Origin of the sequence: Roseovarius tibetensis (assembly GCF_050896375.1) — a bacterium.
In the GTDB taxonomy this organism is placed as follows: domain Bacteria; phylum Pseudomonadota; class Alphaproteobacteria; order Rhodobacterales; family Rhodobacteraceae; genus Roseovarius; species Roseovarius tibetensis.
This window is the reverse complement of the sequence record NZ_JBPBBB010000038.1, coordinates 1-25,296: the sequence shown is the minus strand read 5'-3', so window position 1 is coordinate 25,296 and position 25,296 is coordinate 1. Positions and strand designations below refer to the sequence as shown.

Sequence of the window (25,296 nt, the reverse complement as noted above, 5' to 3'; positions counted from 1 at the left end):
ATCCGCGCAGCTCCCCGGCCATGGCCGGACATCGATGCCGACAAGGCGCTGCCGTGGATCGAGCAGAAAACCGGTCTAACCCTTGCGGCCAGCCAGGCCGAGGCCGTCCGCCTCGCGCTCCGATCAAAGGTCATGGTGATCACCGGCGGGCCCGGCGTCGGCAAGACCACCATCGTGAATTCGATCCTGCGCATCCTGGCGGCAAAGGACGTGAAGCTGCTGCTCTGCGCGCCCACCGGCCGCGCAGCCAAACGCATGTCCGAGGCCACGGGTATGGAGGCCAGGACCATCCACCGGCTGCTCGAGTTCGACCTCAAAGCCTTCAGCTTCAAGCGCAATGACGAAAACCCGCTCGACTGCGATCTGCTGGTGATCGACGAAACCTCGATGGTCGACGTGCTGTTGATGCAATCGCTGATGAAGGCGGTACCCAGCGCGGCGGCACTGCTGATCGTGGGCGACATCGATCAGTTGCCCTCGGTCGGTCCGGGTCAGGTCCTGGCCGACGTGATCGGCTCTGGCGCCGTGCCTGTGATTCAGCTCACCGAGGTCTTTCGGCAGGCGGCGCAGAGCAAGATCATCACCACGGCGCATGCCATCAATGCCGGTCGTATACCGGATCTTGCGCCGCCTGATGGCGAGGCGGATTTCTACTTCGTGCCAGCCACTGACCCGGAACAGGCCGTGCCTCGGATCGTGGAGCTCGTCTCCAAACGCATCCCGCGCCGCTTCGGCTTTGATCCCATCAAGGACATCCAGGTTCTATGTCCGATGAACCGTGGTGGCGTCGGGGCACGCTCGCTCAACATCGAGCTTCAGGCCGCGTTGAATCCTGCGGGAGAGAAGAAGGTCGAACGGTTCGGCTGGACCTTCGCGCCCGGGGACAAGGTCATGCAGATCGAGAACGACTACGACAAGGACATCTATAACGGCGACATCGGCATGATAGACGATGTCGATCTTGACGAGGGCGAGGTGGCTGTTGATTTCGACGGGCGGACAGTGACCTTCGTGTTCGGCGAACTCGATACCCTCGTGCCGGCCTATGCCGCCACGATTCACAAGAGCCAAGGCTCGGAATACCCTGCCGTGGTCATTCCCGTCATGACCCAGCATTACGCCATGCTGCAGCGCAACCTCATCTATACCGGCGTCACGCGCGGCAAGAAACTGGTCGTTCTTGTCGGCCAGAAGAAGGCGGTCGCGATCGCCGTGAAGAATGTCTCGGGGCGGCGGCGCTGGTCAAAGCTTGATGAGTGGCTCGTGGGGCATGATGCGGGCGACAAGAGGCTCGAGGCGCGCTGAAAACGCCTATCGAAGCCGCGGAGAGGGAGTAGCCGCCGACCATTCGGCATCAGTTCCGCTGGATGGAGCGACAGGGGGCCGTTCGCCATGCCGGTCTCGAGCGGCAGTAATGCGCAGGGAGCGTAGTTTGCAAAACCTGCGCCGTTTCCCGACAGCGGCCATTCGTGTAGAGTGCAGCGAACAACCGGTTCGAGCTGTAGTCGCACGCGATGGAAGTGCGTTGTTGGACTCTGTATTTTGCGATATGCACGACTCTGAGGCTGACTTTGGACATGCAATATGAAGGACCCTGCAGTGACCACTCGCGTACTGGTGCTAACCATGCCCTTCTTCCATCCTCGCTATCCAGACATACAGTCAGGCAAAGTCTCGAGCCTGTTAAAGGACAGCCCCGAGGTAGAAGTAACGACCCGATACGCTAACATCGACCTCTACCAAGAGATTGGCTCTAGCAGCTATGATTGGGTTGTCGATCAAGACGTCCAGGAAAGCTTGCACGATCTCATCGCAGTAAGCAGAGATACCCAACTTTTTAAATCCATCAAACATGCATCAAGTGGCCTCTCGAAGGACCACCATGAATTTGAAAGCTTGTCTTTGAAATACGCACAATGGAGTGAACCGATTTCTGATGAAATATCTAAAGGCAGATATGAATACATCATATTCTCCTGCCGGTATAAGAATTTCGGACCATCATTAGCGCTTGCAAAAAATATCCTCGTCTCCAGTTCCCAAATGGGAAACAAAAGTAAGCTCATAATATGCGGCGACTACGTTGAGGATCGTGCTATTCAGGAGGAAATTGAACGTCTTGCCATTTTTGACCATGTGGTTCTACACAAGAGCCTTGATGAAACGGCAAATGCAGTAGCAAACATCGTTACAGATGATAAGGCGCGACGTGTAGAATGTCCAACGCCTGATTATAGTGAGTATTTCTCTCAAAAGCCCAATGAATTCGAGAAGATTTATCTGACTGAAGCTAGTGACAAGTGTTGGTGGTACAATTGCAAGTTTTGCTCCTCGAGGGGATTCGCAAGAGGTGTGAAGCAGCGCGGCGCTGAAAAGATCGTCGGCGAAATTGTGAAGGCAGCCGCGGCCCATTCGGTCACCAATTTTGAGTTCACTGATGTTTGCCTCAGCCCAAAACTCTTGAGGGGATTAGCGGCTGGCTTGTCTTCGTATGATTTCAACATTTTCTGCGAAATAAAGTTTCCCCTAACTAAGCAGAATGTAAATTGCATGTCTCAAGCAGGGATTCGAGCAGTTCAGGTGGGGGTTGAGAGCTTTTCTGACTCTATTCTTCAGCGAATAGATAAGGGTAATTCCGTTCTAGACGCCGTCTATGGATTGAAGCTGCTCCATCATTTCGAGATTCGCGCAACGTATAATTTGATGTACGGATTCCCCGAGGAAACCGAAGATGAGTTGCTCGCGACAATAGCTGTTGCGACATTGATCTCTCACTTGCCGCCGCCAGAAAACATAATTCGCATGCGACTTGAACTGGGCAGCGAGTATTACAGAAGTTACACTAACAGCGGTGAGTTGCAATCTTCCCCCGCTGCTGCGCTAGGAAGGTATGCTGACAACCCTTGGGGCGCCGAGAACAAGCCCTTGGTCTCAGAACTGAAAAAGGTCGTCCTGTCGTGGATGCATACTAGAGAACGGTTTTTGACCCTTAGACAAGGTCCCGACTTCGTCGAGGTCCGTGACTTTCGCCAGGAGAAACTGAAAATTTTCACGTTCCCAGAACCTTTTGCTGGTGTGCTTGTCCACTTGGATGCACCGCGCACGAGACTCGATTTAGAAGCGTTCATGCACGGCAAAGATAGCCACGAAGTATCCAGACTAGATGAATTTCTGGAGGAGTGCCTGTCACTTGGGCTTGTGATCCGCAGCATGGACTCATATCTTAATATAGTGAATACGGAAAAAAGGAGGTCGCGGTAACATGTCGCTGAAGTTCTGCAAGGTAGAAACGGTCGAAAAGCCAGCCAAGCTTGGATTGTGCGGTGGTGCCCGTCACGTCGGCATCAAACATGCCAAGAGCGGGAAGTGATGCCAAAGAACTAAGGGGAGGACGAGGATGTCACTAGAGTTCGCCTCGTTCCTCCTCTCGATTGCCGGTGTGTCGCTTGCAGCTATGGCTCTGTTTATACAAGCTCGCGACTCCGCCGATCGTAAGAAAAATCTACTCAAGCCATTAGAAAACGGTATCAAACCGTTGCTTTTGGGTCTCTCCCTCGCACTAGTCTGTGCTGTAATTTGGGCAATAGCTAACGTTTCACTTAAGCACGTGTCTTTAGGCGGTGCTGACATGTTCCTATTTGTCGGGGCAATGATGGCATTTGCTGGAGCTCTCGGGATCTCTGCAGCCATTTCTGTTAGAAAGTCTAGCGGTTTCCCTACACTTTCTATGAACTCATTCGAAATTGGGTTAGCGTTTCTGGGAAATTTTGGTAACGCAATATTCTTTATTCTGGCGATCGCCCACATATCATCATCCGAACTCATAATATTGGGAAAAACGAACCCAATATTCTTGGCTTTGTTCTTGTTTTATTTTCTTGGAGAACGCTTAACGCGGGCAAGCTTTTTGTCTGTGTTTGTGGTGTTTATTGGCGTTGTCCTGTTGGTCAGCGACCCTCAGCTACAGGAGTTTCGCCCGCGCAATAGTAGTTTTGTCAGTTACGCCTTTGCGCTTCTTGCAGGGATTTCCTTTTCTGTGTTCAGCTTCGCCTTGCATCTATCAAATCGCCGGGAGACTGACGTAAGAATTTTGGACAACCTGTTCACGCTCGCAATAGTTAACCTCCTAACTGGTATTTCGTTGATTGTCTTCGCATTTTTGTTCATCGGCGTTTCTCTATCTGTTGTCGATAGTACCTTCGTGTTGTGGACGATTTTCAATGCAATTCGGCTAGCGTTCTTGTATCTAGTTTATAAGATTTGCATGAAATACGTCGGACCAGTATTGGCCTCGGTGTTGGTGATGCTTGAGGTGCCATTCACAATGGTACTTGAGCAGAGGTGGGTCGGATTGAGCATCGATGTATACTTGGTCGTGGGAGCGGTATTGATATCGGCCGGGATTGTATCGATGATCATTGACGCACCTAGCAATCTTAGGCGTGACAAAGCTGCAGACGAAAGAACCTAGCAGCAACTACCCGCAATGAATCTATGCCTTTGCCGTAGCTGGAAACTGCCATTTTGGAAGTCGGCATTTCGATGCTGCGCCCTTGATCGAATCCCGAAGGCGGGTTCGAAAACCGGCCGTTCGAGCTTGGCGCTCCAAGGCCGGCTTTGTCCGCAGTTCACCAGTTCGCCATCCGCGCAGCGAAGGTCAGCTATCGCAGATTCGGGCCAAGGGCTGTGGGTCCGCTCTGGGCTGACTGCCGTCATCTGATCGTTTCTGTCAGGAACGCCGAGCGGGTTGAGCCGGCTGAGAGACAGCTTTGCGCAGAAAGCGCCAGTTGCAAACTGGGCGGTTTGACGCGGTCGGCCGAGATTACATACAGCGGTGCCGCGCGCAGGAGTGGACGTTCGACGCAAGTGCAGTATGCTTGTCCGGTGGACCGGCAGCAGTTCGGACCGGCCTTATGATAACGACACGTCGACCTGCCTGAGCTCCGCGACAATCTCTTCGGACTTGTGCTTCTTCTGCGGCCTTGCTTCGTCCGCCATCCGGTTCGAAACTCTAATTCAGGGGGACCATTTTTCAGGCGGCAGGCCACAGTGACCGCTTTCTACGGCATAAATGTGCCACGCTGGGTCTGGCATGATCCATAGAGAAGGACAGTCACATCAAAGCTTCGCAAAACCCGTCCCGTTTATCGTCACGGATGCGTTTCGGAGCATTTGCAACGCATCTTCAGATCTTGGAAAGTCGCCATAAAAACTTTCAGAAACCAATCGCCTGACCGTCCTTGCGCGGGTCCGATCCGGCGGCATAGACGCCGCTTTCGAGCCGGTGCACGAGCTGCGCGCCGCCGAAGCCAAAGGCGGCGTCGGGGGCCTCAAGGTTAATCGAATGGCCGAACGCCCGCAGGGCCGCGACTGTGCTGTCGGATAGGGCGGTCTCGCACGCGACATCCATGCCTTCAACCACCCGCCACCGCGGCGCGTCGGCAGCGGTCTGTACATCCTGCCCCCAGAGCTGGGTCCGAAGGGTCATCTGCAGGTGCCCCTGGGCCTGCATCGGCCCGCCCATCACCCCGAAGGACATGAGCGGTGCGCCCTTGCGCATCAGGAAACCGGGAATGATCGTATGGAAGGGTCGCTTTCCCGGGCCGACCTGGTTGGGATGCCCGTTGGAGAGTGTAAAGCCGAAGCCTCGGTTCTGCAGATGGATGCCGGTGCCGGGCACGACGACACCGGAGCCGAATCCGCTATAATTTGACTGGATGAACGACACCATCATACCGGACGCGTCGGCCGCGCTGAGATATACCGTTCCGCCCCGAAGGGGTGCCCCCGATCCATGGTCCGCCGCGCGGTCGGGATCGATCAGCGCCGCTCGCGCCTTAAGGTAGACGGGATCGAGAAGTTGCTCGGCGCGGGTGCCCGTCATCGCGTCGGAATCGGCGACATAGGCATCGGCGTCGGCAAGCGCGAGCTTCATCGCCTCGATCATCAGGTGGATGGCTTTCGGGTCGTCGGGGCCGAGGTCGCGCACCCCGGTATGCGAGAGCATTCCCAGTGCCATGCATGCGGCGATGCCCTGGCCGTTCGGCGGGATCTCGTGCAGTTCGACATCATCGAACGCCGCCGAGATTGTCCCGCACCAATCCGGCGCATTTCCGGCCATGTCTTCCAGTGTCAATGCCGCGTCGTGCCGGGCGGCGTCCTCGGCGATCCGTTCTGCCAGAGCCCCGCGATAGAACGCCTCACCTTTCGTCTCGGCGATCGCCCGCAGGCTGGCGGCCAGATCGGGATTTTGGACGCGTTCGCCGGCTAGCGGCACTCGGCCGCCGGGCATGAAATGGTCCGCAAAGCCGGGTTGATCCTTTAACACCTCGGCGCCGCGCGCCCAGAGTGTTGCGATCACCGGCGTTAGCGCGAAGCCCTTTTCGGCGAGCATGATAGCGGGTTCGAACAGTGTGGCGAAGGACAGCTTGCCGAACCTGTCCGAAATCGCGACCCAACCGCCAACGACGCCGGGCACCGTGACCGAGTCCCAGCCGCGTTCGGGCATCGCGTCCCGGCCCGCAAAACGCTCGGGCGTCCACCCCGCCGGGGACCGGCCCGAGGCATTGAGCCCGTGCAGGTCCGCCCCGTCCCATACGATCGCGAAGGCGTCCGATCCGAGGCCGTTGCCCGTCGGCTCCACCACGGTGAGGGCGATGGCGGCAGCCAGCGCCGCGTCGACCGCATTGCCGCCCTGATGCAGCATTCTCAGGCCAGCCTCAGCCGCGAGAGGCTGAGAGGTAGCCACCACGTTGTCGGCCAGAACCGCCGATCGTCGCGAGCCATAGGGCGATGTCGCGGGGAATCGCATGTCGTTCTCCTTGGGGAGGATCAGAGGCTTTCACGTACGTCGAACAGGTCGCGCAGCCAGTCACCAATGAAATTGATCGACAGCACCACCAGCATGATGGCGAGGCCGGGGAAGACGCCAAGCCACCAGGCTTGGCTGATGAAGCCGCGCCCGTCCGCGAGGATCAGCCCCCAGGTTGGCGTCGTCGCCTCGACACCCAGCCCAAGAAAGGAGAGCGTTGCCTCTCCGAGGATCGCGTAAGACACCGAGACCGTGCCCTGAACGATAATGGGGGCCATGGCGCTTGGCAGGATGTGGCGGAAGAGGATGCGTGCGTTGGAAAAGCCCATTGTGCGCGCGGCGTCGACGAACTGCTCATGACGCAAGCTGAGGGTCATCGACCGGGCGACGCGGGCGAAGTCGTCGATGAAGGCCAGCGAGATCGCCACGATGACGTTGACGAGGCCGGTGCCGAACACCGCGACGAGGTATACGGCGATGATGAAGTTCGGAAATGCCCACTGAAGGTCGATGTAGCGCATGATCACAAGGTCGATCCAGCCGCCGAAATACCCCGCAATCAGGCCGAGCGCGACCCCGATCACGAGCGCGATCAGCACCGTCGAGATGCCGATGAACATCGAGATCTGTGTGCCGTGCAGGATGCGGCTGAGCAGGTCGCGCCCAAGATCGTCGGTCCCCAGCGGATGGCCGAGTGAGGGCCCTGCCATCATATTCATTGTCATCGCGTTCGGATCGTAGGGTGACAGCCAGGGCGCGAACACCATGCCGAAGAGGAACAGGCCCAGCACGACTAGCCCGAACTGCGCCTTGCGGTCATTTGCCAGCGTGGCGCGCAGACGGGAGCGCCGTCGCAGCGGCATAGTGTTATCTTTGGTCGCCGTGTCGTCGGGGGCTGTCAAACTGTTGGTCATCAGGAATACCGGATGCGCGGGTCGAGCACGCCGTAAAGCAGGTCGACCAGCAGGTTGGAGAAGACGAAAAAGGCGGAGACCACCAGAACAGCACCCTGTACCACCGGGTAGTCGCGGTTCAGGATGCCATTGATCAGAACGCGTCCCAACCCCTTGATCGAAAACACGTTCTCGACAACCACTGCGCCTGAGATCAACAAGGCGAAGGCGATGCCGACCACCGTTATGACCGGGATCATCGCGTTGGGCAGGGCGTGAGACCACATGATCATTCGCGGGTTCAGTCCCTTGGCGGCTGCGGTGCGCATGTAGTCTGCCTTCAACACCTCAAGCAGCGAGGACCGGATCATCCGTGCAATGATAGCCGAGAACGCGGTACCAACGGCTATGGCTGGCAGGATCAGGTGCTCCAGCCAAGGCCAGAAGCCCTCAGATAGCGGCACGTAGCCGATCGCCGGGAGCCATTGCAGGTTCGCCGCGAAGACGATGATAAGCATGATCGCCAGCCAGAAGTCCGGCATCGACAGCCCAAGAAAGGCCACGAAGGACACGCCTGCATCCACTGGCGTGTTGCGCCGCGTCGCCGACAGTATACCCGCCGGCACCGCGATGATGATCGCGATGACGAAGGCAATCCCGGCAAGCGACAGCGTGCGCGGCAACGCCTCGGCGAGGATCGTCCGGACGGGCTGGTTGTTGCCATATAGCGAGTTCCCGAAATCGCCCTGAAACATGTTTCCGAGCCAGTAGAGATACTGCATGAAGACCGGCTCGTCGAAGCCGAACTTGGTGCGCAGGGCGGCCTCGGCCTCGGCGCTGCCGGCATCCGCCAACATCGCCGCGACCGGGTCGCCCGGCACAAGACGGAGCATGAAGAAGACGAGCGTTGCCACAACCCACATCACGAGGACCGTGCCGATCAGTCGCCTGAGAAGATAGCCGCTCATTGGTTCCTTAGCTCCGCTCTGGCGTCAGGACAGCGTGACGCGGTCGAGGTCGTTGAGACCTGGGATGCGGCTTTCGGCGGGAAAGTTCACCGATTTGTGCCTGACCTGCACGTCGACCGGGTGGTATAGGAACCCGCAAGCCACCTTGTCGGACGTGATCCTGTTGGCTTTCTGTACCAGCGCTCGACGTTCCTCGGGGTCAGCAGTCACCGACTGTTCGACGGACAGATCGTCAACTTCAGCCTCGGAGAAGAAGCCGAAGGGCATCTCGTCCTTGTCGCGCGTGCGTCCGTTGAACTTCGAATCCGTCATCATCCAGTCGACCAGTGCATCGTCGGGATCGTAGTCACCGCCCGAACCGCCGAGACGAAGCTGGAAGTCCATCGCAGTGAAACGCTCTATCTGTACTGAGAACTCTGTGGTCACCGGCTTTACTGTGATGCCGAGAACCTGATTGAGGATGTTGGCGATCACCTGGCCGTCCCGTTTTTCCGAGGGGCGGACCATGAGTTCCAGTTCGGGAAAGCCTTCCCCTCCCGGATAGCCCGCTTCGGCCAGTAGGGCCTGTGCCCCTTCCGCGTCGAAGGCCTGCTCGGAGGTCTCGGACAGTTCGTCCTCGAAATAGAAGCCCATGGCCGGGTTGACCGTGCCGTGTGCGGGGTAAGAATACCCGAAACGGGCCTGTTGAACGTACAGATCACGGTTCAGTGCCTTGGCGATGGCAAGGCGCACCTGGAACCCCTTTTCCTTCTTGAGTTCCTCTAAAGGCTTGTCGAAATTCTCAACCCGCATGGGCTCGACCCAGGGGTTGATCCACACGGACTGAAAGCCTGGTGCCGGCTTCACGTCGGTGATCAAATCCGGGTTGTTTTTGAACCGGTCAATCAATTGAGCGGCGATTGGATTGCCACCGATATACTGGATATCGCCAGCCTCCATGGCGCCCGCCAGCGGCTCGGCGCCGTCCACGGGTTTGATGATCACCTTGTCGAGCTTGGGCCGCTCAGGGTCGTAGTAGTTCTCGAACTTTTCCATCACCACGCCTTGGCCGAGCTGATGCTCCGTGATCCGGAAAGGACCGGTGCCGACCGGGGTCAGCCCGTACTGGCTGACGCCCATCTCCTCAAGCGCGCCACGCGACACGATTGTCATGGCCCGACCCGAGGCCCGTTCAAGCGTCTTGGTCAGGAAGCTCGCCTGTGGTTGCTTTAGCGTGAAGCGCACCTCGTGGTCGTTGATCTTCTCCAGCTCCGCTACGTTCTCCAGCACGCCTGAATGAATCGACTTCTCGGGGTTCGACGAGCGTTCGTAGGTGAATAGCACGTCATCGGCGGTGAACGGATCGCCATTGTGGAAGGTGACGCCCTCGCGCAGCTTGAAGGTATAGGTCAGGCCGTTTTCCGAGATCTCCCAGCTTTCGGCGAGGTCGCCCTCGGCGATAAGGTCAGTGTTGATGTGCATCAGCCCCGACAGAACGTTGGACGTGACCTGGAATTGGAGGACCTGCCCGATCTGGGCCGGATCGAGGGTGGTGATTTCGGCAACGCCAGCCCAGCCACAGCTGAGCGTGCCGCCCGGTGTCCCTTGCGCCATCGCGCGGCCGACTGCGCCCGGCATCATGTGGGCCGCTGTCAAGGCGCCCGAGGCCGCAAGAAGCCGCAGCGTCGCCCGGCGCGACATGCGCGGACCGCAAAGCTCCCTGCGCTGGAGACCCAGCATGGGATCGCGTGGATCGAAATCGTGCGCAGTGGACCATTCGGCCCGCAGGCGTTTGTTTTCTTCATCGGTCATTAAGATACCTCCTGTTTTTTTATGGACGTGTCCCGTCGGGGTTTCGGCTCGGCGAGCCAGCAGGCCGCCTCCCGCCTCGGCCCGACGGTGGCCAGGGCGGGTTCATCCTGTCTGCACCGATCGATGGCCACAGGACAGCGCGGATGGAAGACGCAGCCTGGCGGCGGTGCCGAGGGGCTGGGCACCTCGCCCTGCAGCGGTTCGACCTCTCGTCCAGCCTCGTGTTCCGGATCGGGATCGGGGACCGCGTCCAGCAATGCGCGGGTATAGGGATGAGCCGGCGTCGCGAAGAGCGGCTCTGAATCCGCGCGTTCCATGATCCGGCCCAGATACATCACCGCGACCTGATCGCAGAGGTGGCGAACCACCGACAGGTCGTGGCCGATGAACAGATATGTCAGCCCAAGCTCGCGGCGGAGATCCGACAGCAGGTTGATGATCTGCGCCTGTACCGACACGTCGAGAGCTGAGACGGCCTCGTCGCAAACGATGAGATCGGGCTCCATCGCCAACGCACGGGCAATGCCGACACGCTGACGCTGCCCGCCGGACATCTCGTGAGGGTAGAGTTCGACGAATCGGCGCGGCAGCCCGCAAAGGTCCAGCAGGTGCCCGACCCGCTCGGCGATCTCGCGCGGCGGCACCAGCCGATGCACGCGGATCGGCTCGGCCAGGATGTCGCCGGCGCTCATGCGTGGATTGAGCGAGGAGAATGGGTCCTGAAAGATCGCCTGCACGCGTCGACGAAACGGGGCGAGCTCGGCCGGGCTCATCGCGGTCAGATCTTCTCCGTCGAATCGGATGGTGCCCGCGCTCGGTCGGACGAGTTGCAGAACGGCCCGCGCGACCGTCGTCTTGCCGCAGCCGGATTCGCCTACCAACCCATACGCCTCGCCGCGTGGAATGGCGAAATCGACACCGCTGACCGCATGCACGGCACCTGTCACGCGTTGCATGAGCCCCGAGCGCAGAGGAAAGCGCACATGAAGGCCGTTAACCTCGAGGAGCGGTTCGGCAGTCATTGCGCCGCGACCGTCGGGTAGACCGGGTGCCAGCAGGCCACGGCGGTGTTCCTTTGCGGCGCGAGCGGCGGGACCTCCTGCGCGCATTTCTCCGTCGCCCACGCGCAGCGGGGATGAAACCGGCAACCGTGAACTACCTCCATCGGGTCGGGCGGCTGACCGTCGATTGGCGTCAACGCATGGTCGCGCGGCAGGTCGAGACGCGGCACGGAATTCAGAAGGCCGACCGTGTAAGGATGGGAAGGGGACGCGAACGCCGCCCGCGCCGCGCCTTCTTCTACGACCCGGCCGCCATACATCACCGAGACGCGGTCTGCATGGCGAGCGACGATGCCAAGGTTATGGGTGATCAGGACCAGGCCGACATCGTGGTCCTTGCACAGGCGCGACAGAAGCGTGAGGATCTGAGCCTGGATCGTGACGTCGAGAGCTGTCGTCGGCTCGTCCGCGAGGATCAGTTTTGGATTGCAGGACATAGCGATGGCGATCATGACGCGCTGGCGCATCCCGCCGGAGAACTGGTGCGGATATTCTTTCAGCCGGCGTTCGGGCTCAGCGATGCCAACCTCCGCCAGCAGATCGATGGCCCGTGCACGGGCCTCGGCGCGGGTGAGACCCAGCTTCAGGCGCATCCCTTCGGTCAGTTGGCGCCCGACGTTGAGAACCGGGTTTAGCGACGTCATCGGCTCTTGGAAGATCATCGCGATGTCACCGCCGCGCAACTCGCGCAGCTGGCGTGCCGAGAGATCAGGCAGTTCGCGTCCGTCAAAGGTTATGGTGCCGCTGCTGATGGATAGTTCGGACGGCAATAGCCCCATTACCGCAAGCGCAGTCAGCGACTTGCCCGACCCCGACTCGCCCACCACCGCAAGGGTGCCACCAGCCGGCACTTCGAGGCTAACATCTCGAACCAACCCATAGCGTTGCCCGTCTCGGACCAGGTCGACGGCAAGATGTTCGACTTTCAGCAAAGTCACTGTGCCCTTACCCTCCATTCGCCTATTGCGGAACCGCACCTTGATGCGCAATTATCAATATTGATTATTCAAGGGTGATTTCACGTTGTCAACACCGCCGATCCCATCATCGATGATGCCAGGCAAACCTGCCGGAATAATAGGCGGCCTGAAGGCCGTCGAGGCCCGCGACACCCTGCGCCGGGCAATCCTCTTTCGGGTATACGAGCCAGGCACGCAGCTGGTCGAACAGGCGCTGGCCCACGAACTTGGGTGCAGCCAGGGCACGGTGCGCGAGGCGCTTTTGCTTCTGGCCGAGCAGGGGCTGGTGGAACGGCGTAGCTACCGCGGCACTGTCGTTACTGAGACCACCTTGCGCGCCGCCGCCGAAATGGTGCGGGTCCGCCTTTCGATAGAGCGAACGGTGGCGGCCATTCTGGCCGAGCAGGGAGCCGGGGACGGCAGACCGGCGCTGGAGGCTCTGATCTCTGACATGGATGCGGCACATGCTGAAGGGGATCTCGACCGGTGTAGCATGCTCGATCGGTCTTTTCACGCGGAACTGGCCCGGGCGGCCGGGATGGAACTTTTGTGTCCAATGGTTCAGCGCTGCGCCATTCACATCCATCGCTTTACGCTCGGAGGCCTGGAAGTGCCGCGCGATTTCTTTCAGGAATCCGGGTTGGGGGCCGAACATCGCACGCTGCTGGATACCCTTCTAACCGCGGACCCCGTTTTGGCAGAGCAGACGATGACCGATCATCTCGCGCGGGTGCTGCTACGCTGGGCACCTTCGCTTTACCAAGCTGCGGGACCAGAGCTTTTTCGACCCCGCAAACGGAATGGAGACCCAGCATGACTTATTCTATAGTGGCGCGTGATCCCGAAGACGGTACCCTTGCCATCGCAGTTGCCAGCCGTTTCTTTGCCGTGGGCGCGACCGTCCCGTATGTTCGCCGGGACGTGGCGGTCGCGACGCAGGCATTCGTTAACCCGATGTGGGGAATCGAGGGGGTCGCCAGGTTGCACGCTGGGGCCTCTGCACCGGACGTGATCGCCGACCTGGTCGCGCTGGACGCGGGCCAAGCACAACGCCAATGCCATCTGGTCGACGGGCACGGAGAGATCGCCGCGCATACCGGCGAGGCCTGCGTGGACTGGGCGGGCCATGTCAGCGCTCCCGGCGTATCCGTGGCCGGCAACATGCTGGCCGGCCCCGACGTCGTCGCCGCGAGCCTCGACGCCTATCTCTCGGCGGCCAATCTCCCGATGCCGGACCGGATGCTCGCCGCCCTGCGCGCGGGCGAGGCGACAGGTGGCGACAGGCGTGGCCAGCAGGCGGCGGCATTGCGGGTGCACCAAGGCCAGGACTACGCGGCGCTTGACCTCAGAGTGGATGACCATGCCGATCCGTTGGGCGAACTCGACCGCTTGCTCGATGTGGCGCGCGAGCGCTTCGTATACTTCGCGGACTGTATGGGAACGCAGGAGAACTTTTCGGGGACCACCGACCGGACAGAACTCGATAGAGCCCTCGCCGAACTCGAACAAGCGCGGGAAGCAGAGGGGAGAGCAAGCCGTTCAAAAGCGTCGGGTCCCGGCACTCTCTAATAATCGGCTACGCCCGGTTCGCTAAGACTTGTCTCGTCGTTCAGCCAAGTCTCCGCACTACTGCGAACTTGCAATTGCGCGAGGGCACCTGAGCGTCGGCAGTGAGTGCTTTTCGATTATGATCGGTAAGGAGAGAGAAAGTGGTTACAACCATGAAAATCGCGCCGCAGCGCCTCGCATAGTGTCTCAAAAGTGCTGGGACCGGTTGGCTGCACCTGCAGCATTTCAGGCTGGTACCATTGACCTCAGAGGGCTCTTGCCGTCGGTCTCTGCGGTGCCAACCAGATCGAGCGTGTGCGGCGACATCTGCGTGATGTGGATGGAATGTGTTCCGGCATATTTTGGTCGGTCGGGGCGATAATTTCGTGTTCCACATGCCGCCTGGTTATCCAGAAAGCTCCAGACCCGCAGGATCCGATTTGAGACCTTCGCCGCTTTGGTGGATGACCATGCTGTCGGCCGGGAAGGACCTGATCAGGGCAAAGGCCTCATCCGGCGTGCCGGTCAGCCATTTCTCGTAGTCATTCGGATCCAGGATCATCGGCATCCGATCGGGATGCGTTTCTTTCGTCAGCGCGTTCGGCGTGGTCGTGACCATAGATGACGTGACTATCTCGCGGTTCTCATCCCCGCCATAATTGCCTTTGAAGACGCGCCAGATGCCGGCCAGAGCGAATGGGGGGCGCACGCCGTCACCTTTCACACCGAACCAGACATAGGTCGCCGGATTGCGGCCCTTGGGCTCACAGAAGCTGGTTGCCGGAATGAGGCAGCGGCGATCCTCGAAGCTCTTCATCCAGAAGCGCGAGTGTTGCAGCTTGTCATCTCGCGCGTTATTGACAGCCTTGGGCTGGATCGGCTTGCCTGTCTTCTGCGAGACCTGCGGCAGCACGAAGCCCCAATGCGCGTTCTGCAACCATCGGGTGCCGTCGGCATCGATGCCGACGATGGGAGACATGCCTTTGGGAAAGATCGCTGGCAAAGGCTCTGCGTTCCCGAGCCTGTCATGCGTGGCACCCACAGCGAATAACCGGCGCATCTCGGTCGTAGACAGGGTGTTCGAATAAAGATTGCACATAGGAAGAAGGATAGACCGTTGATCGGCGCAGAGCACCCTTTTTTGGCCAACCGCGCCCAACGGCAGCGACATGCCAGACCCACCGGGGACTTGGCCGACACTCACTGCGTTCTGCGTACGACCGGATCGAAAAGTGAGACGTTGGATATACGGAACCTCATCGAGTGACTCTCTAGGTTCTTGAAGTTAAACCTTTTTCAGGGGGCCTCGCAAAACGTTGAGGTGGCGTTGAGGTAAAACGCCCACGCTCTTACACAAGTGAAACACTCGGACTTTAAGTGTCTGATATATTTATGAAAAATGGTTGCGGGAGTAGGATTTGAACCTACGACCTTCAGGTTATGAGCCTGCAGGCCGAGTTCCGACGGGAGATTGGCGAAGACTGCGGGAGTCGTACTGTGGACTGATAATAGCTATCGCGTGCCATCAAAATCCTCGACTCTGTCATCGCGCACTCCGCCAGGCGTCTCGACGTAGACAGATGTCGAAATGCCGCAGCGGAATTCACCCGCACGTATTCTCAGGGTGATCCTTCACAGTTCGCGCAGCGGTCTGCGGGATGGCCAGGCGCAAGGGGCCTTTCTCACTCCCCGCCGTGGCCCACCCCGTTTCCAGCACGAGGTGGATGTCCCGCCGTGCGGTGCGGTCGGATACTTGTGCGAGGGCCTTAATGTCTCCGCGTGGGACGCTGGGCTTCCAGAACATCGCATCGATAACGGGGCCGATCCGTTGCAGACGACAATCCCGGATGGCCTGATCGCGCAACCGGCCTTGTAGCCGGTCCGGGCCGCAGGCCGGAACCCGGCGGTTAAGTTCTGACCGGCAGCAACGTAGCAAGTCACGGGCCGTGCCGAGACCGGGTCCCGGTCCGGATCCAGCCTCGGCGATAAGCGACGCGGCCACGGGCCATGGCAACGCGCCGCCACGAAGCCGGAGAAAACAGCCGTGCAACAGTATCAGGCCGACAGCCTCGCCGAGTTTGTCGATTGCTGCGAGCGCGCGCGCCCGGTGCGCCCCCTGCCACAAATCTGCGATCGGGCCCACGGGCGTAGGGTCTTCGGCCCATGCTGTTTCTTCCCAGATATGCTGGATGTGATCCTGTGTTTCCCGAGGTCCATGGTGACCGAGAATACTGTTGTATATCCTCGTCACGTTGCCCGAGGTCGGCCGCGGTATTGTGCCGTTTGTCGCGACAGAATTCTCGAACCTGGAGACGAGCTCTATTATGCGTCGGCTCACTTTCGCCACGCCTGCCGTGTCACGCGAGCCGGCGGTGGCCAGATCAGCCAGGGCGTCTGCGTCGACCGCCTTGCATCTGCACGCGAGGGCCGCGCTGACATGCGGCGGGAGACACTGCGTTAGCTGCGCATCGCGCCCGGCCAAATCGGCCAAGTCTTCGACGACATCAAACGTAAGGACGGGTTCCAGCGGCATGACCTGATCCTTCCGAGACATGAACAGTTCCGCATGAGCATGATTGTTCTCCGAGCCCATGTCAGTAGCTTCTGCAGTCCGTTTGGCCGATTCATGTGGACAACCCCGAGTTCGGCGACGGGGCGTGACGAACGCGACGGTGTGGTGTGGACCGATGCGGCTACACCCCTCGGGCCAAGGCACCGTCAATCGTCAAAGATACAGATCCGAGGTGCCTGACGCAGCATCCAGGATCGGCCACATTATACCTTGACATTCTCAGATATACATTTTTTCAGAACTTTTACCGGATGATCCTCCCATGTGGCAGCGTATTTGCCTGAGGATGGCGTCTGTATCAAATTGATTCAATGATTTCAAACTTCAAGGCGATTTCTGGCACGCGATCGCACGATCTCAGTTCGGTCATGAAAAGACGTTCAATAAGGCACGACGGGCAAGAAGAACCATATGAACGACCGAAAGTGACAAGGCGGTGACCCGGTCGAACGCAGAACCGGCGAGCGAGAGAGGAGCTGCGGCCATGGTGCCCGATCGGCCAAACGGGCCTGGTTCGACCCGTTTGCGAGGCCACACCCCGGGATCGGACAAGCCGCTCATCGGCGATAGTGGCATCGTTCCGGTGTTACGTGCCTGACGCACCTTGACCGCGAAACTTCAGCACATCTTGCGGCTCGGGATACGCATGATGGCCGATCCGGAATGACCATTTCAAACAACCACGGTCCCCACTTTCACGCTCGATATTCTGCCCGTACGTTGGGGCCAAGCTCGATGATGTTGTAGTTCCGCTCCACGAAGGGAATCAGACGAAGCAACTGCAGCAGCTTGCTGCGCCGCCGAACGAGCTGTGCTGGAAAATGGGTGACGGGGTTTGAGAGGGCGGCGTATCGCCATGAAGAACGATACCGACATCATCGCCCTGCGTCGGCCGGAATCTGTGGACGGTCCGCTGACCGAGATCGCCCGGGACGGGGCACGCCGGATGCTGGCGGCCGCGCTGCGGGCCGAAGCCGACGCCTTCGTCGCGCAACATTCCGAAGAGACCCTGCCGAATGGCCGGCAGCGGGTTGTGCGGCATGGTCACGGTCCGGAGCGGTCCATCCAGACCGGGATCGGCGCGCTCGATGTGCGCCGTCCGAAGGTGCGTGACCGAGCCGCCATCCTGGCGGATGAGAAAAAGATCCGGTTCACCTCGGCAATCCTGCCAAAATGGGCGCGGCGCTCGACAAGCCTTTTTCTGTGGTTGCCGCCCGTGATGCAAGAAGTTTCCGACCTATTGGCGTGTGATCGGATGCAGTCTTCTGTCAGGCCTCGTATGCGGCACAATACATGCCGCGGGCCCGTTCTCTGATTGCGGCCTTGTCAAGTGGGTGCGCAAACCGTCCGTCCAGGGTCATGGCTCTCTTCGAGGTCACGCGTGTTGTGCCTCATCATGGTATTCGGTGGTGGTCGTCTTCAATGGATCGGGTTGCGCGGAATACTCCGCCTCTCATCGGCCCGCACGAGATCGACCAACCTCCGCCCCTTCGGGACTTCGCTCCCCACCATCCGAGGCGGGAATTCAGGTCTGGCAAGGTCCCACCTTTGTCCAAGCGAATTCGGTTTCGTTCTTCCACAATTTCAGCATCAGTACGGCGAGTTTTCGCGCGGTTGCAACTGCCGCCTTCGCGAAGCCTCCTCGTCCTGCAAGGAGGACATCATCCATTCAGCGGCGCGAAGAGATCCTGCAGGGTGGCTTCGTCCAGCAATGTCTCTGCGGCACCGCCTTCATCATCGAAGAGGGCATCGGCTAGCCCCTGTTTGCGGGCCTGCATGTCGAGGATCTTTTCCTCGACCGTGCCGGCCGCCACGAGCCGGTGCACGAAGACCGGCTTGTCCTGGCCGATCCGGTGTGTGCGGTCCATCGCCTGACGCTCCACCGCCGGGTTCCACCACGGATCGTAGAGGATCACCGTGTCGGCCTCGGTCAGGGTCAGCCCGACACCGCCCGCCTTAAGGCTGAGCAGGAAGACCGGCGCGGTCCCTTGCGCGAAGGCGTCGAGCACCTCGGCGCGTTTTTCGGTCTGGCCAGTGAGTGACAGGCTGGCAATGCCCGCCTCGGCCAGATCAGCCTCGATCAGGCGCAGCATTTCCACGAATTGCGAAAACACCAGCACGCGCCGCCCTTCGGCCACCAGCTCGCCCAGAAGCACGCGCAGCCGGGCGCGTTTGGCGCTGTCGGACACCGACCGCGCGGCTTCGGTCTTGACCAGTGCCGGATCGCAGCAGACCTGGCGCAGCTTCAGCAGCGCATCCAGAACCGTGATCCGCGCCGCGGCGAGACCCTTCTTGTCGATGGCATCGCGGACGCGGGCATCCATCGCGCTGCGCACCGTCTCATAGAGCGCCTGCTGGGGTTTGGGCAGATCGACACGGTCGAGGATTTCGGTCTTGGCCGGCAATTCCGCCGCAACCTCTTCCTTGGTGCGGCGCAGCAGAAAGGGGCGCAGGCGGCGGTTCAGACGCGCCTGCACGGAGGCGTCGCCGTGCTTTTCGATGGGCGTGCGGAACAGCGTCTGAAAGCGCTTGCGATCGCCCAGCAGGCCGGGATTCACCCAGTCGATCAGCGTCCAGAGATCCTGCAGCGAATTCTCCAGCGGGGTGCCGGTCAGCGCCAGCCGCCCGCGGGCGGGAATCTCGCGCAGGGTTTTCGCCATTTGCGAGGCGGGGTTCTTGAGCGTCTGTGCCTCATCGAGGACCACCAACGGCCAGTCCTGTGCCGCAAGCCAGTCGCGGTCGCGGGCCAGCAACGGATAGGTGGTCACCACGAGATCGGCCTCGAGCGCAGCCTCACGCCGGGCCGCCCGGCCCGTGCCATGCAGGATGACCAGCCGCAGGTCGGGCGTGAACTGCGCGGCCTGTGTCTGCCAGCCATGCAGCAGGCTGGTCGGCACGATCAGTAGCGCCGGTCCGGGTGCGCCGGCCTCCCGCCGCGCCTGCAACAGCGCCAGCACCTGCACCGTCTTGCCCAGCCCCATATCGTCGGCCAGCACGCCACCGAACCCGGCCTCCAGCAGGCTGCCCATCCAGGCCGCGCCGTAGGCCTGATAGTCGCGCAGATGTGCCGTCAGGCCCGCGGGTGGCGCAAAGCTGGCGGCCTCCGCCAGCGCCTGCAGACTGCGCGCCAGCGGCAGGATGCCGGCCTTGTCGGCAAAGCGGATGTCGCTGCCGGCCAGCGCCTCCTCGGCCAGCCTCGCGACACTGGCATCCGACGGGTGCAGCGCGCCCAGCTCGGCATGATGGGTCAAAAACAGATGCAACAGCGGCGCCAGCGGACTGAGATCCAGCGCGACATAGCCCTGTTTGCCCCGGTCCAGATAGACGGGCCGGTCGGCCAGATGCTGTGCCAGCGTCTCGACATCCGGCAGGTCCTCCCATTCGTCGCGGAACTGTTCCAGGAACGCCGCGACCAGGGGCGCCACATCCACCGGCGTGCCGCCGATCTCGGCCTGAAACCCCAGCGAGAACCAGTCATTGCCTTGGAATACCTCGCCCGCCTCCGTGCGTGTCGTTACGGCAAGCTCAGCGGCTTCCTCACTCAGGCGATAGGGCCATTTCGGGGTCTCGATCACCTCCCAGCCGTCACGACGCAGCTCGGGCACCACGTGAAAGGCGAAATCCAGCGCCTCGCGCATGTCCGAGATCTCCAGACTGTGCAGGTTCATCTCGCCATCGGCAAAGACGAAATCGCACTCCGCCATGCGCTTGCCCGGCCAATGGATCTCCAGCTCCTCGACCGGCAACGCGCCCGCCTTCATCAGCGTCGTGGCGCAGGACGCTTCCCATGCGAGGTCGCGCGTGAGCGTCACGATCTCGCCCGCCGTGATCATGCGCGGGTCGGTATCACCATCCCACACCTCCTGCCCGTCATAGAGGAAGCGCAGGGTCAGCGTGGGCAACTGCACCGAACCGCCCCAATAGCGCGGCCCATCGCGCGCCGTCTCGGCCCCCAGGGTCAGCCGCGCGACACGCTGCGTGGCCGCGCGCCGGGTCTGTCGGATCATCCGCGGGCGCGGCAGGTCCAGACCGGCAAGCGTGTCGGGCAGCGCCGCGCCAAGCGCCTCCGCTTCATGCGGGGCGACCTCGGGGGCCGCGTCCACGACGCGCAGCACCTCCGTGTCCACCGCATGCGCGAGTGCACCGATCCGCCCCTGACCCGTGTCGATCCAGAGCGTCGCATCGTCCATGCCGCGCAGTTGCAACGGCTGGCCGGCCGCATCCTCGATCCCCAGACGCTGGCTGCCATCCACGCCCATCCGCCAGGCCAGCCGCGGCTCGGGCCGCGCCTCGCACCAGGTCAGATGGGCGTCCGGCGCGTTGTCATGCAGGAACCGCCCCGTGTCGCAGAGCCGGCGTATCAGCCCGAGGGCGTCGTCGCCTTTCGGACGCATGAAACCGGGCAGGACACGGCTGTAGCTGGCCTCCCAGATCCGGGCCTGCGCCAATGCCGACAGCAATTCCAGATCCACCGGGCGGATGAACTTGGCCGGAATGCTGCCGCGCAGGACATGCTCCGCGTCATAGCGCCGGATCGCCTTGTTCAGCGCGTCTCCGGCCGCATTGATCCGGCCCTTGAAGAGGTCGATCTTCAATTGCGGGCCATGCGGCAGCAGGACAAAAAGCAAGCGATCCTTGACATTGGTCGGATAATCCGCGGGCCGCGCCTCGGGCACCTGCGCCTGCGTCGTGCTGGCGCTCTGCCTGACACGGGTCAGCCAGCCCTGCACCGGCGCGGGAAGGCCCGGCTGCCCGGTCTGCTGGTCCGCGCGCGTCACCAGGGCGGCGACCACGTGCTTGCAATTGTGGCCGACCGGGCAGGAGCAACTACCGTCGACCAGACCCCGCATCACGGTGATGCGTTGCCGGTAGCTTTCCCCTCGCCCGTTCGACACAAGCGACCGCAGGGCCCCATCCGCGAGAGGCTCGACCGAAACGACAAGACCGCGACGCGCATAGTCACGTCCGCGTTGCAGCGTCGCCCCGTCAAAATGCTCGTTCAGTCGAATACCCATGCTTTCCCGGTACACTCATTTGCGTTTTTCGAACACCATTGGTCGCGGACGTCCTTGTGCAGATCAAGGCGACTCACCCGTGCGACCGTCATTCCTTGGACATCAGAGAGCAAGGTCAAGAAGCGCCTGGATAAGCGCCTGGGAAAGGGCCTTGAGGAGAGCGAGAAGTCTGGTGAGTCCTGACGCAGATTATGGCGCGGCAGACCGAGATCTGCGCGCGGTCGCTTTCGGCAACTGCTAAGGACGCCGGTCCATACCGCAGCCACGGCACACAGCCACGGCGGGATATCCGAAGGTTATACACATTTCTCTCGATACTCCGGACAAGTCCAAGCTTGGATCGCGGTTCCCCGACGCGATATCCTGTGAACCGTAACATATCCGGGAGACACATATGCAAACCGAAACGAAGCCCCCGACCCTGAGGCTCATCGATAGCTGGGAGGTGATCAAAAAACTTGGCGTCAGTCACTCCACGATGGAGCGGATGCGCCTGAACGACATCAACTTCCCTGTCCCCGTGCGGGTCGGCGCGCGCAGCATTCGCTACATCGAGTACGAAATTGACGACTACATCTATTCGTTGCCGCGCGCCGACCCGTTCGACGACGAGGAGGAGCCCGGGCCGCGCTGAGCGGCGCGGGCCACTGGCTACCGGCTGGCCCGTTTCGTGAGCGTGTCTCGCAACGAAACTGGATCTTCACCGCCCGTGACAAAATCCGCCCATGCCCGCATCATCGGCCGCCGTTCTTCCAGCAGATCGTCGCGTTCATATGCGGCGATCAGGTCATCTTTCTCGTGCGCAAGCGCAATCTCCATCACATCGTGATCGTACAGCCCTTGCTTTCGGGACCACGTCCGGAAACTTGACCGAAACCCGTGCATCGTGATGTCCGGATCAAACCGCTTGACGAGATTCAACGCGGCATTCTCGCTGATGACGCCGCTCTTGCTGCGAGGTTTGCCAAAGACATGATCCGTGCCCGCGGCGCGGATAAGCTCAAGGTTGTCGAGAATGATCCTGGTCTGTCGCACCACTGGAACACGGTGACCCCGCCGCATCTTCATGCGCTCCTCTGTCGTCGTCCAGATCGTCCTGTCCGCATCAAAATCGGACCAGCGCGCGAAGCGGGCCTCGCTGGTGCGTTTTGCGGTCAGCACCAGCAGCATCGCGAGCTGCCGCGTCATCTCCTCGCAAGGTGCTTGCTGCAGCCATGCCCAGAACTCCGGAACCCGGTCAAACGGCAGTGAGGCATGGTGCTTGTGTTGTCGACGGTATGGGCCGAATGCCGCTTTCAGAGAAAAGCTGGCCGGGTTTACCTCGACCAACTCATGCACCTTCGCGAGCTCGTAGATCTCACTGATCCGCCCGAGCGTCCGGCGTGCTGTCTCGTGCTTCGCGCGCCAGACTGGGTCCAGTATCCGGACAATGTCGCGTTGCCGAATGTGATCGAGTCGCTTGTCGCCAAGGTCCGGGAAAACGAAATCCCGGAGGGTTTGCCAGTTTTGATGGACGTGCTTTCCGTTCGACAGGCCCACCTTTTTGCGGTCGAACCATATCCGAGCGAATTCCAACAAGGTCGGCATGCTGCTGACCTCGCATGCCGGGCCGCCGCCGGCCTTCTCCCGCACGGGGTTGTCCGGATTTTCCGGAGCAGTGTCGTCATCCGGGCCCTCGCCAGCCCGGACAAGAGCCGCCGCACGGCGCGCGCCTTTCAGCGGCATGTCCGGAAAGGTTCCCAGCGTGAGCCACTTCGTCTTGCCGTTGTCGTCCAGACGGGCCTGGAATGACTTGCGCCCACTGCGGTACACGCGCAGATAAAGGCCGTTCCCGTCCGACATGCGTTCCGGACCGACACCCGGTCTTGCCGCCTCGATCTGTTTTGCCGTCAGTCCCATGCCGATCCCTCCGGTGCCAAAAGCTGTTCGGAAGGTACAAAACGGCGCTGGACTTCTCTAACCGCGCATGTGCACCCCTGAGGCAAGCAGGCGGATAAAGTATATGTTTTCCAGTGTTTTACAGGGACGCTGTGAGGTTTCCTGAGGGTATTAGACTGGGCGAAGCGGACTTTCCTCGGTCCGCCATTTCAAATTTACCCTCACCTCTCAACCCATTGATTTAACATAAGAACTTCTCGTATTCCTGTGCAGTGGTCGCCACAGGTGGCATTTTCGCTATACAATCTGCATTACAAAACGCGTTACACTGCCTCTTGCAGTAAGAGGGGTTCGCCGTGGCAATCACGAAACGTGGGAAGGGTCTGTCACTCTACAAGCGGGTGCCAAAACGGTATGAAGCGGTTGAGCCGCGCAAGTTCGTATGGCTATCGCTCCACACCGACAGCCCGTCCGTCGCCGACCAGAAGGCGAGCGCGGCGTGGGGGCAGATGGTGGATGCGTGGGAAGCGAAGCTGGCCGGTGATACATCGGATGCCGAGCAGCGGTTTGCCGCCGCGCGTGATCTGGCCGCGGCGCGTGGCTTTCGATACATGCGGGCGGATCAGGTGGCCAAGGTGCCGACCGAGGACCTGTTGCAGCGCATAGAAGCCGTGTCAGGCACTGATGACAAGCCCGACCTGAAAGAGGCCGCCGCCCTCCTGGGCGGAGCGACTGAGCCTGCCATCACGATCACGCGGGCGCTGGAGCTCTATTGGCACATGGCCGGTGACAAGATCATCGGGAAAAGCGATGATCAACTGCGCCGCTGGAAGAACCCACGGCGCAAGGCAATCAAGAATCTTGTCGCGGTCATCGGCGACAAGGCCCTGTCGGACATTACCGGCGATGATATGCTCGATTTTCGGTCCTGGTGGTTGGAACGGCTGGAAATCGAGGATCTGACCGCGAACAGCGCCAACAAGGACTTGATCCACATCGGCGACGTGCTGAAGACCGTGAACAAGATGAAGCGGCTCGGGCTGGTGCTGCCGTTGAGCGATCTGAAATTCAAGGAGGGTGAGGCGAAACAGCGGCCGCCCTTCTCCGATGGCTGGATCCGGGACAGGATCATGGCGCCCGGCGCGCTCGACCGCCTCAATAAGGAAGCCCGGTGCATCCTGCTGGCCATGGTGAACACCGGCGCACGCCCAAGTGAGTTGGCGGCACTGACCGCCGATCAGATCAACCTGACAGCCAACGTGCCGCACGTCTCGATCGAGCCGGTCGGGCGCCAACTGAAAAGTGCCAACGCGCGGCGCGTCATTCCGCTATGCGGCGTCAGCCTGGAGGCCATGCGCGAATTTCCGGACGGCTTCCCCCGCTATCGCAGCAGCGCCGCCAGCCTGTCCGCGACGGTTAACAAGTATCTCCGCGGCGCTGGCCTCCTGGAAACACCACAGCACACGCTCTACGGCCTGCGCCACAGCTTCGAGGATCGGATGCTGGCAGCTGGTGTTGACGAACGGATACGGCGCGATCTCATGGGACACGCGCTGAACCGCGAGCGTTACGGCAAGGGTGCCAGCCTGATAAACCTGCAAGCGCTGATTCAGGACACCGCCTTGTGACGGGCCGCGACAGCGCGTGCGCGGCTGATCGCGTCGCCCTTGACTTCCAATGCTGCAATCTCCCGCTCGATGCGTTCAAAGATCGGCAGATAAACCGTAAGCGGCGTCTGAAGGGCATCGGGTTTCAGCTTGACGGCTGGAAATTCCAGGGAAGCAGTTCGTCGATGCGGTT

General features: G+C 60.7%; 18 protein-coding genes and 2 pseudogenes. 8 read left to right on the top strand and 12 right to left on the bottom strand.

The window, feature by feature from the left end:
* From recD2 to ACROSR_RS16785, 3 genes are all read left to right on the top strand, one after another.
* A partial coding sequence (gene recD2 / locus ACROSR_RS16795) for an SF1B family DNA helicase RecD2 (RefSeq protein WP_432687053.1) occupies positions 1–1,305 on the top strand: 1,305 nt, incomplete at its 5' end.
* 279 nt (positions 1,306–1,584) lie between these two features.
* On the top strand, positions 1,585–3,261 hold the full coding sequence (locus tag ACROSR_RS16790; RefSeq protein WP_432687052.1) for a radical SAM protein: 1,677 nt from the start codon (positions 1,585–1,587) through the stop codon (positions 3,259–3,261).
* A 136-nt stretch (positions 3,262–3,397) separates the two neighbouring features.
* Entirely contained in the window at positions 3,398–4,471 is a 1,074-nt protein-coding gene (locus ACROSR_RS16785) for a DMT family transporter (RefSeq protein WP_432687051.1), read from the top strand.
* A 744-nt stretch (positions 4,472–5,215) separates the two neighbouring features.
* Here ACROSR_RS16785 and ACROSR_RS16780 read toward each other — a convergent pair.
* The 6 genes from ACROSR_RS16780 to ACROSR_RS16755 are packed head-to-tail and all read right to left on the bottom strand — an operon-like array spanning position 5,216 to position 12,513.
* The gene (locus ACROSR_RS16780) at positions 5,216–6,811 is read right to left on the bottom strand and encodes a gamma-glutamyltransferase family protein (RefSeq protein WP_432687050.1); all 1,596 of its coding nucleotides are present in this window, start codon (positions 6,809–6,811) and stop codon (positions 5,216–5,218) included.
* Positions 6,812–6,831: 20 nt separating this feature from the next.
* The gene (locus ACROSR_RS16775) at positions 6,832–7,725 is read right to left on the bottom strand and encodes an ABC transporter permease (RefSeq protein ID WP_432687049.1); all 894 of its coding nucleotides are present in this window, start codon (positions 7,723–7,725) and stop codon (positions 6,832–6,834) included.
* A complete protein-coding gene (locus tag ACROSR_RS16770) occupies positions 7,725–8,672 on the bottom strand; it encodes an ABC transporter permease (protein ID WP_432687048.1) in 948 nt (315 codons plus the stop codon). The genes ACROSR_RS16775 and ACROSR_RS16770 overlap by 1 nt, the downstream gene beginning before the upstream one ends.
* Positions 8,673–8,696: 24 nt before the next feature.
* A complete protein-coding gene (locus ACROSR_RS16765; protein WP_432687047.1) occupies positions 8,697–10,463 on the bottom strand; it encodes an ABC transporter substrate-binding protein in 1,767 nt (588 codons plus the stop codon).
* Positions 10,463–11,485: an ABC transporter ATP-binding protein gene (locus ACROSR_RS16760; protein ID WP_432687046.1), complete on the bottom strand. Its 1,023-nt coding sequence runs from the start codon at positions 11,483–11,485 to the stop codon at positions 10,463–10,465. The genes ACROSR_RS16765 and ACROSR_RS16760 overlap by 1 nt, the downstream gene beginning before the upstream one ends.
* Complete coding sequence (locus ACROSR_RS16755; protein ID WP_432687045.1) at positions 11,482–12,513, bottom strand: ABC transporter ATP-binding protein; 1,032 nt, start codon at positions 12,511–12,513, stop codon at positions 11,482–11,484. Before ACROSR_RS16755 ends, ACROSR_RS16760 begins: the two co-directional genes overlap by 4 nt.
* Positions 12,514–12,577: 64 nt before the next feature.
* Between ACROSR_RS16755 and ACROSR_RS16750 the strand changes: the two genes are divergently transcribed.
* Together ACROSR_RS16750 and ACROSR_RS16745 are read left to right on the top strand one after the other, a co-directional pair.
* Positions 12,578–13,300, top strand: coding sequence for a GntR family transcriptional regulator (locus ACROSR_RS16750; protein ID WP_432687044.1), 723 nt, complete (start codon positions 12,578–12,580; stop codon positions 13,298–13,300).
* Complete coding sequence (locus tag ACROSR_RS16745; RefSeq protein WP_432687043.1) at positions 13,297–14,052, top strand: DUF1028 domain-containing protein; 756 nt, start codon at positions 13,297–13,299, stop codon at positions 14,050–14,052. Before ACROSR_RS16750 ends, ACROSR_RS16745 begins: the two co-directional genes overlap by 4 nt.
* A 385-nt stretch (positions 14,053–14,437) precedes the next feature.
* Here ACROSR_RS16745 and ACROSR_RS16740 read toward each other — a convergent pair whose 3' ends face one another.
* From ACROSR_RS16740 to ACROSR_RS16730, 3 genes and pseudogenes are all read right to left on the bottom strand, one after another.
* Complete coding sequence (locus ACROSR_RS16740) at positions 14,438–15,202, bottom strand: SOS response-associated peptidase (RefSeq protein WP_432687042.1); 765 nt, start codon at positions 15,200–15,202, stop codon at positions 14,438–14,440.
* Between the two features lie 432 nt (positions 15,203–15,634).
* Positions 15,635–16,624: a hypothetical protein gene (locus ACROSR_RS16735; protein ID WP_432687041.1), complete on the bottom strand. Its 990-nt coding sequence runs from the start codon at positions 16,622–16,624 to the stop codon at positions 15,635–15,637.
* Between the two features lie 674 nt (positions 16,625–17,298).
* Positions 17,299–17,412 (bottom strand): annotated as a pseudogene (locus ACROSR_RS16730) (BREX system Lon protease-like protein BrxL); the annotation flags it as partial.
* A gap of 47 nt (positions 17,413–17,459) precedes the next feature.
* Between ACROSR_RS16730 and ACROSR_RS16725 the strand changes: the two are divergent.
* A pseudogene (locus ACROSR_RS16725) lies at positions 17,460–17,816 on the top strand (IS256 family transposase); the annotation flags it as partial.
* A 448-nt stretch (positions 17,817–18,264) separates the two neighbouring features.
* Here ACROSR_RS16725 and ACROSR_RS16720 read toward each other — a convergent pair.
* Complete coding sequence (locus ACROSR_RS16720; RefSeq protein ID WP_432687040.1) at positions 18,265–21,618, bottom strand: DEAD/DEAH box helicase; 3,354 nt, start codon at positions 21,616–21,618, stop codon at positions 18,265–18,267.
* Between the two features lie 394 nt (positions 21,619–22,012).
* Here ACROSR_RS16720 and ACROSR_RS16715 point away from each other — a divergent pair, with 394 nt between their 5' ends.
* Complete coding sequence (locus tag ACROSR_RS16715) at positions 22,013–22,252, top strand: helix-turn-helix transcriptional regulator (protein ID WP_432687039.1); 240 nt, start codon at positions 22,013–22,015, stop codon at positions 22,250–22,252.
* A 17-nt stretch (positions 22,253–22,269) separates the two neighbouring features.
* On the opposite strand, the gene ACROSR_RS16710 is transcribed toward ACROSR_RS16715, so the two are convergent.
* On the bottom strand, positions 22,270–23,517 hold the full coding sequence (locus ACROSR_RS16710) for a tyrosine-type recombinase/integrase (protein ID WP_432687038.1): 1,248 nt from the start codon (positions 23,515–23,517) through the stop codon (positions 22,270–22,272).
* A gap of 335 nt (positions 23,518–23,852) precedes the next feature.
* On the opposite strand from ACROSR_RS16710, the gene ACROSR_RS16705 reads away from it, so the two are divergent.
* Positions 23,853–25,124, top strand: coding sequence for a tyrosine-type recombinase/integrase (locus ACROSR_RS16705; RefSeq protein ID WP_432687037.1), 1,272 nt, complete (start codon positions 23,853–23,855; stop codon positions 25,122–25,124).
* On the opposite strand, the gene ACROSR_RS16700 is transcribed toward ACROSR_RS16705, so the two are convergent.
* Positions 25,106–25,296: hypothetical protein (locus ACROSR_RS16700; RefSeq protein WP_432687036.1), on the bottom strand; the 191-nt coding region annotated here is incomplete at its 5' end. The genes ACROSR_RS16705 and ACROSR_RS16700 overlap by 19 nt on opposite strands.

What these genes read in the sequence shown, in the direction of transcription:
- ACROSR_RS16790 (WP_432687052.1), top strand. Translation starts at nt 1,585, where the DNA reads ATGAAGGACCCTGCAGTGACCACTCGCGTACTGGTGCTAACCATGCCC.
- ACROSR_RS16785 (WP_432687051.1), top strand. Translation starts at nt 3,398, where the DNA reads ATGTCACTAGAGTTCGCCTCGTTCCTCCTCTCGATTGCCGGTGTGTCG.
- ACROSR_RS16780 (WP_432687050.1), bottom strand. Translation starts at nt 6,811, where the DNA reads ATGCGATTCCCCGCGACATCGCCCTATGGCTCGCGACGATCGGCGGTT.
- ACROSR_RS16775 (WP_432687049.1), bottom strand. Translation starts at nt 7,725, where the DNA reads ATGACCAACAGTTTGACAGCCCCCGACGACACGGCGACCAAAGATAAC.
- ACROSR_RS16770 (WP_432687048.1), bottom strand. Translation starts at nt 8,672, where the DNA reads ATGAGCGGCTATCTTCTCAGGCGACTGATCGGCACGGTCCTCGTGATG.
- ACROSR_RS16765 (WP_432687047.1), bottom strand. Translation starts at nt 10,463, where the DNA reads ATGACCGATGAAGAAAACAAACGCCTGCGGGCCGAATGGTCCACTGCG.
- ACROSR_RS16760 (WP_432687046.1), bottom strand. Translation starts at nt 11,485, where the DNA reads ATGACTGCCGAACCGCTCCTCGAGGTTAACGGCCTTCATGTGCGCTTT.
- ACROSR_RS16750 (WP_432687044.1), top strand. Translation starts at nt 12,578, where the DNA reads ATGCCAGGCAAACCTGCCGGAATAATAGGCGGCCTGAAGGCCGTCGAG.
- ACROSR_RS16745 (WP_432687043.1), top strand. Translation starts at nt 13,297, where the DNA reads ATGACTTATTCTATAGTGGCGCGTGATCCCGAAGACGGTACCCTTGCC.
- ACROSR_RS16740 (WP_432687042.1), bottom strand. Translation starts at nt 15,202, where the DNA reads ATGTCGCTGCCGTTGGGCGCGGTTGGCCAAAAAAGGGTGCTCTGCGCC.
- ACROSR_RS16735 (WP_432687041.1), bottom strand. Translation starts at nt 16,624, where the DNA reads ATGGGCTCGGAGAACAATCATGCTCATGCGGAACTGTTCATGTCTCGG.
- ACROSR_RS16720 (WP_432687040.1), bottom strand. Translation starts at nt 21,618, where the DNA reads ATGGGTATTCGACTGAACGAGCATTTTGACGGGGCGACGCTGCAACGC.
- ACROSR_RS16715 (WP_432687039.1), top strand. Translation starts at nt 22,013, where the DNA reads ATGCAAACCGAAACGAAGCCCCCGACCCTGAGGCTCATCGATAGCTGG.
- ACROSR_RS16710 (WP_432687038.1), bottom strand. Translation starts at nt 23,517, where the DNA reads ATGGGACTGACGGCAAAACAGATCGAGGCGGCAAGACCGGGTGTCGGT.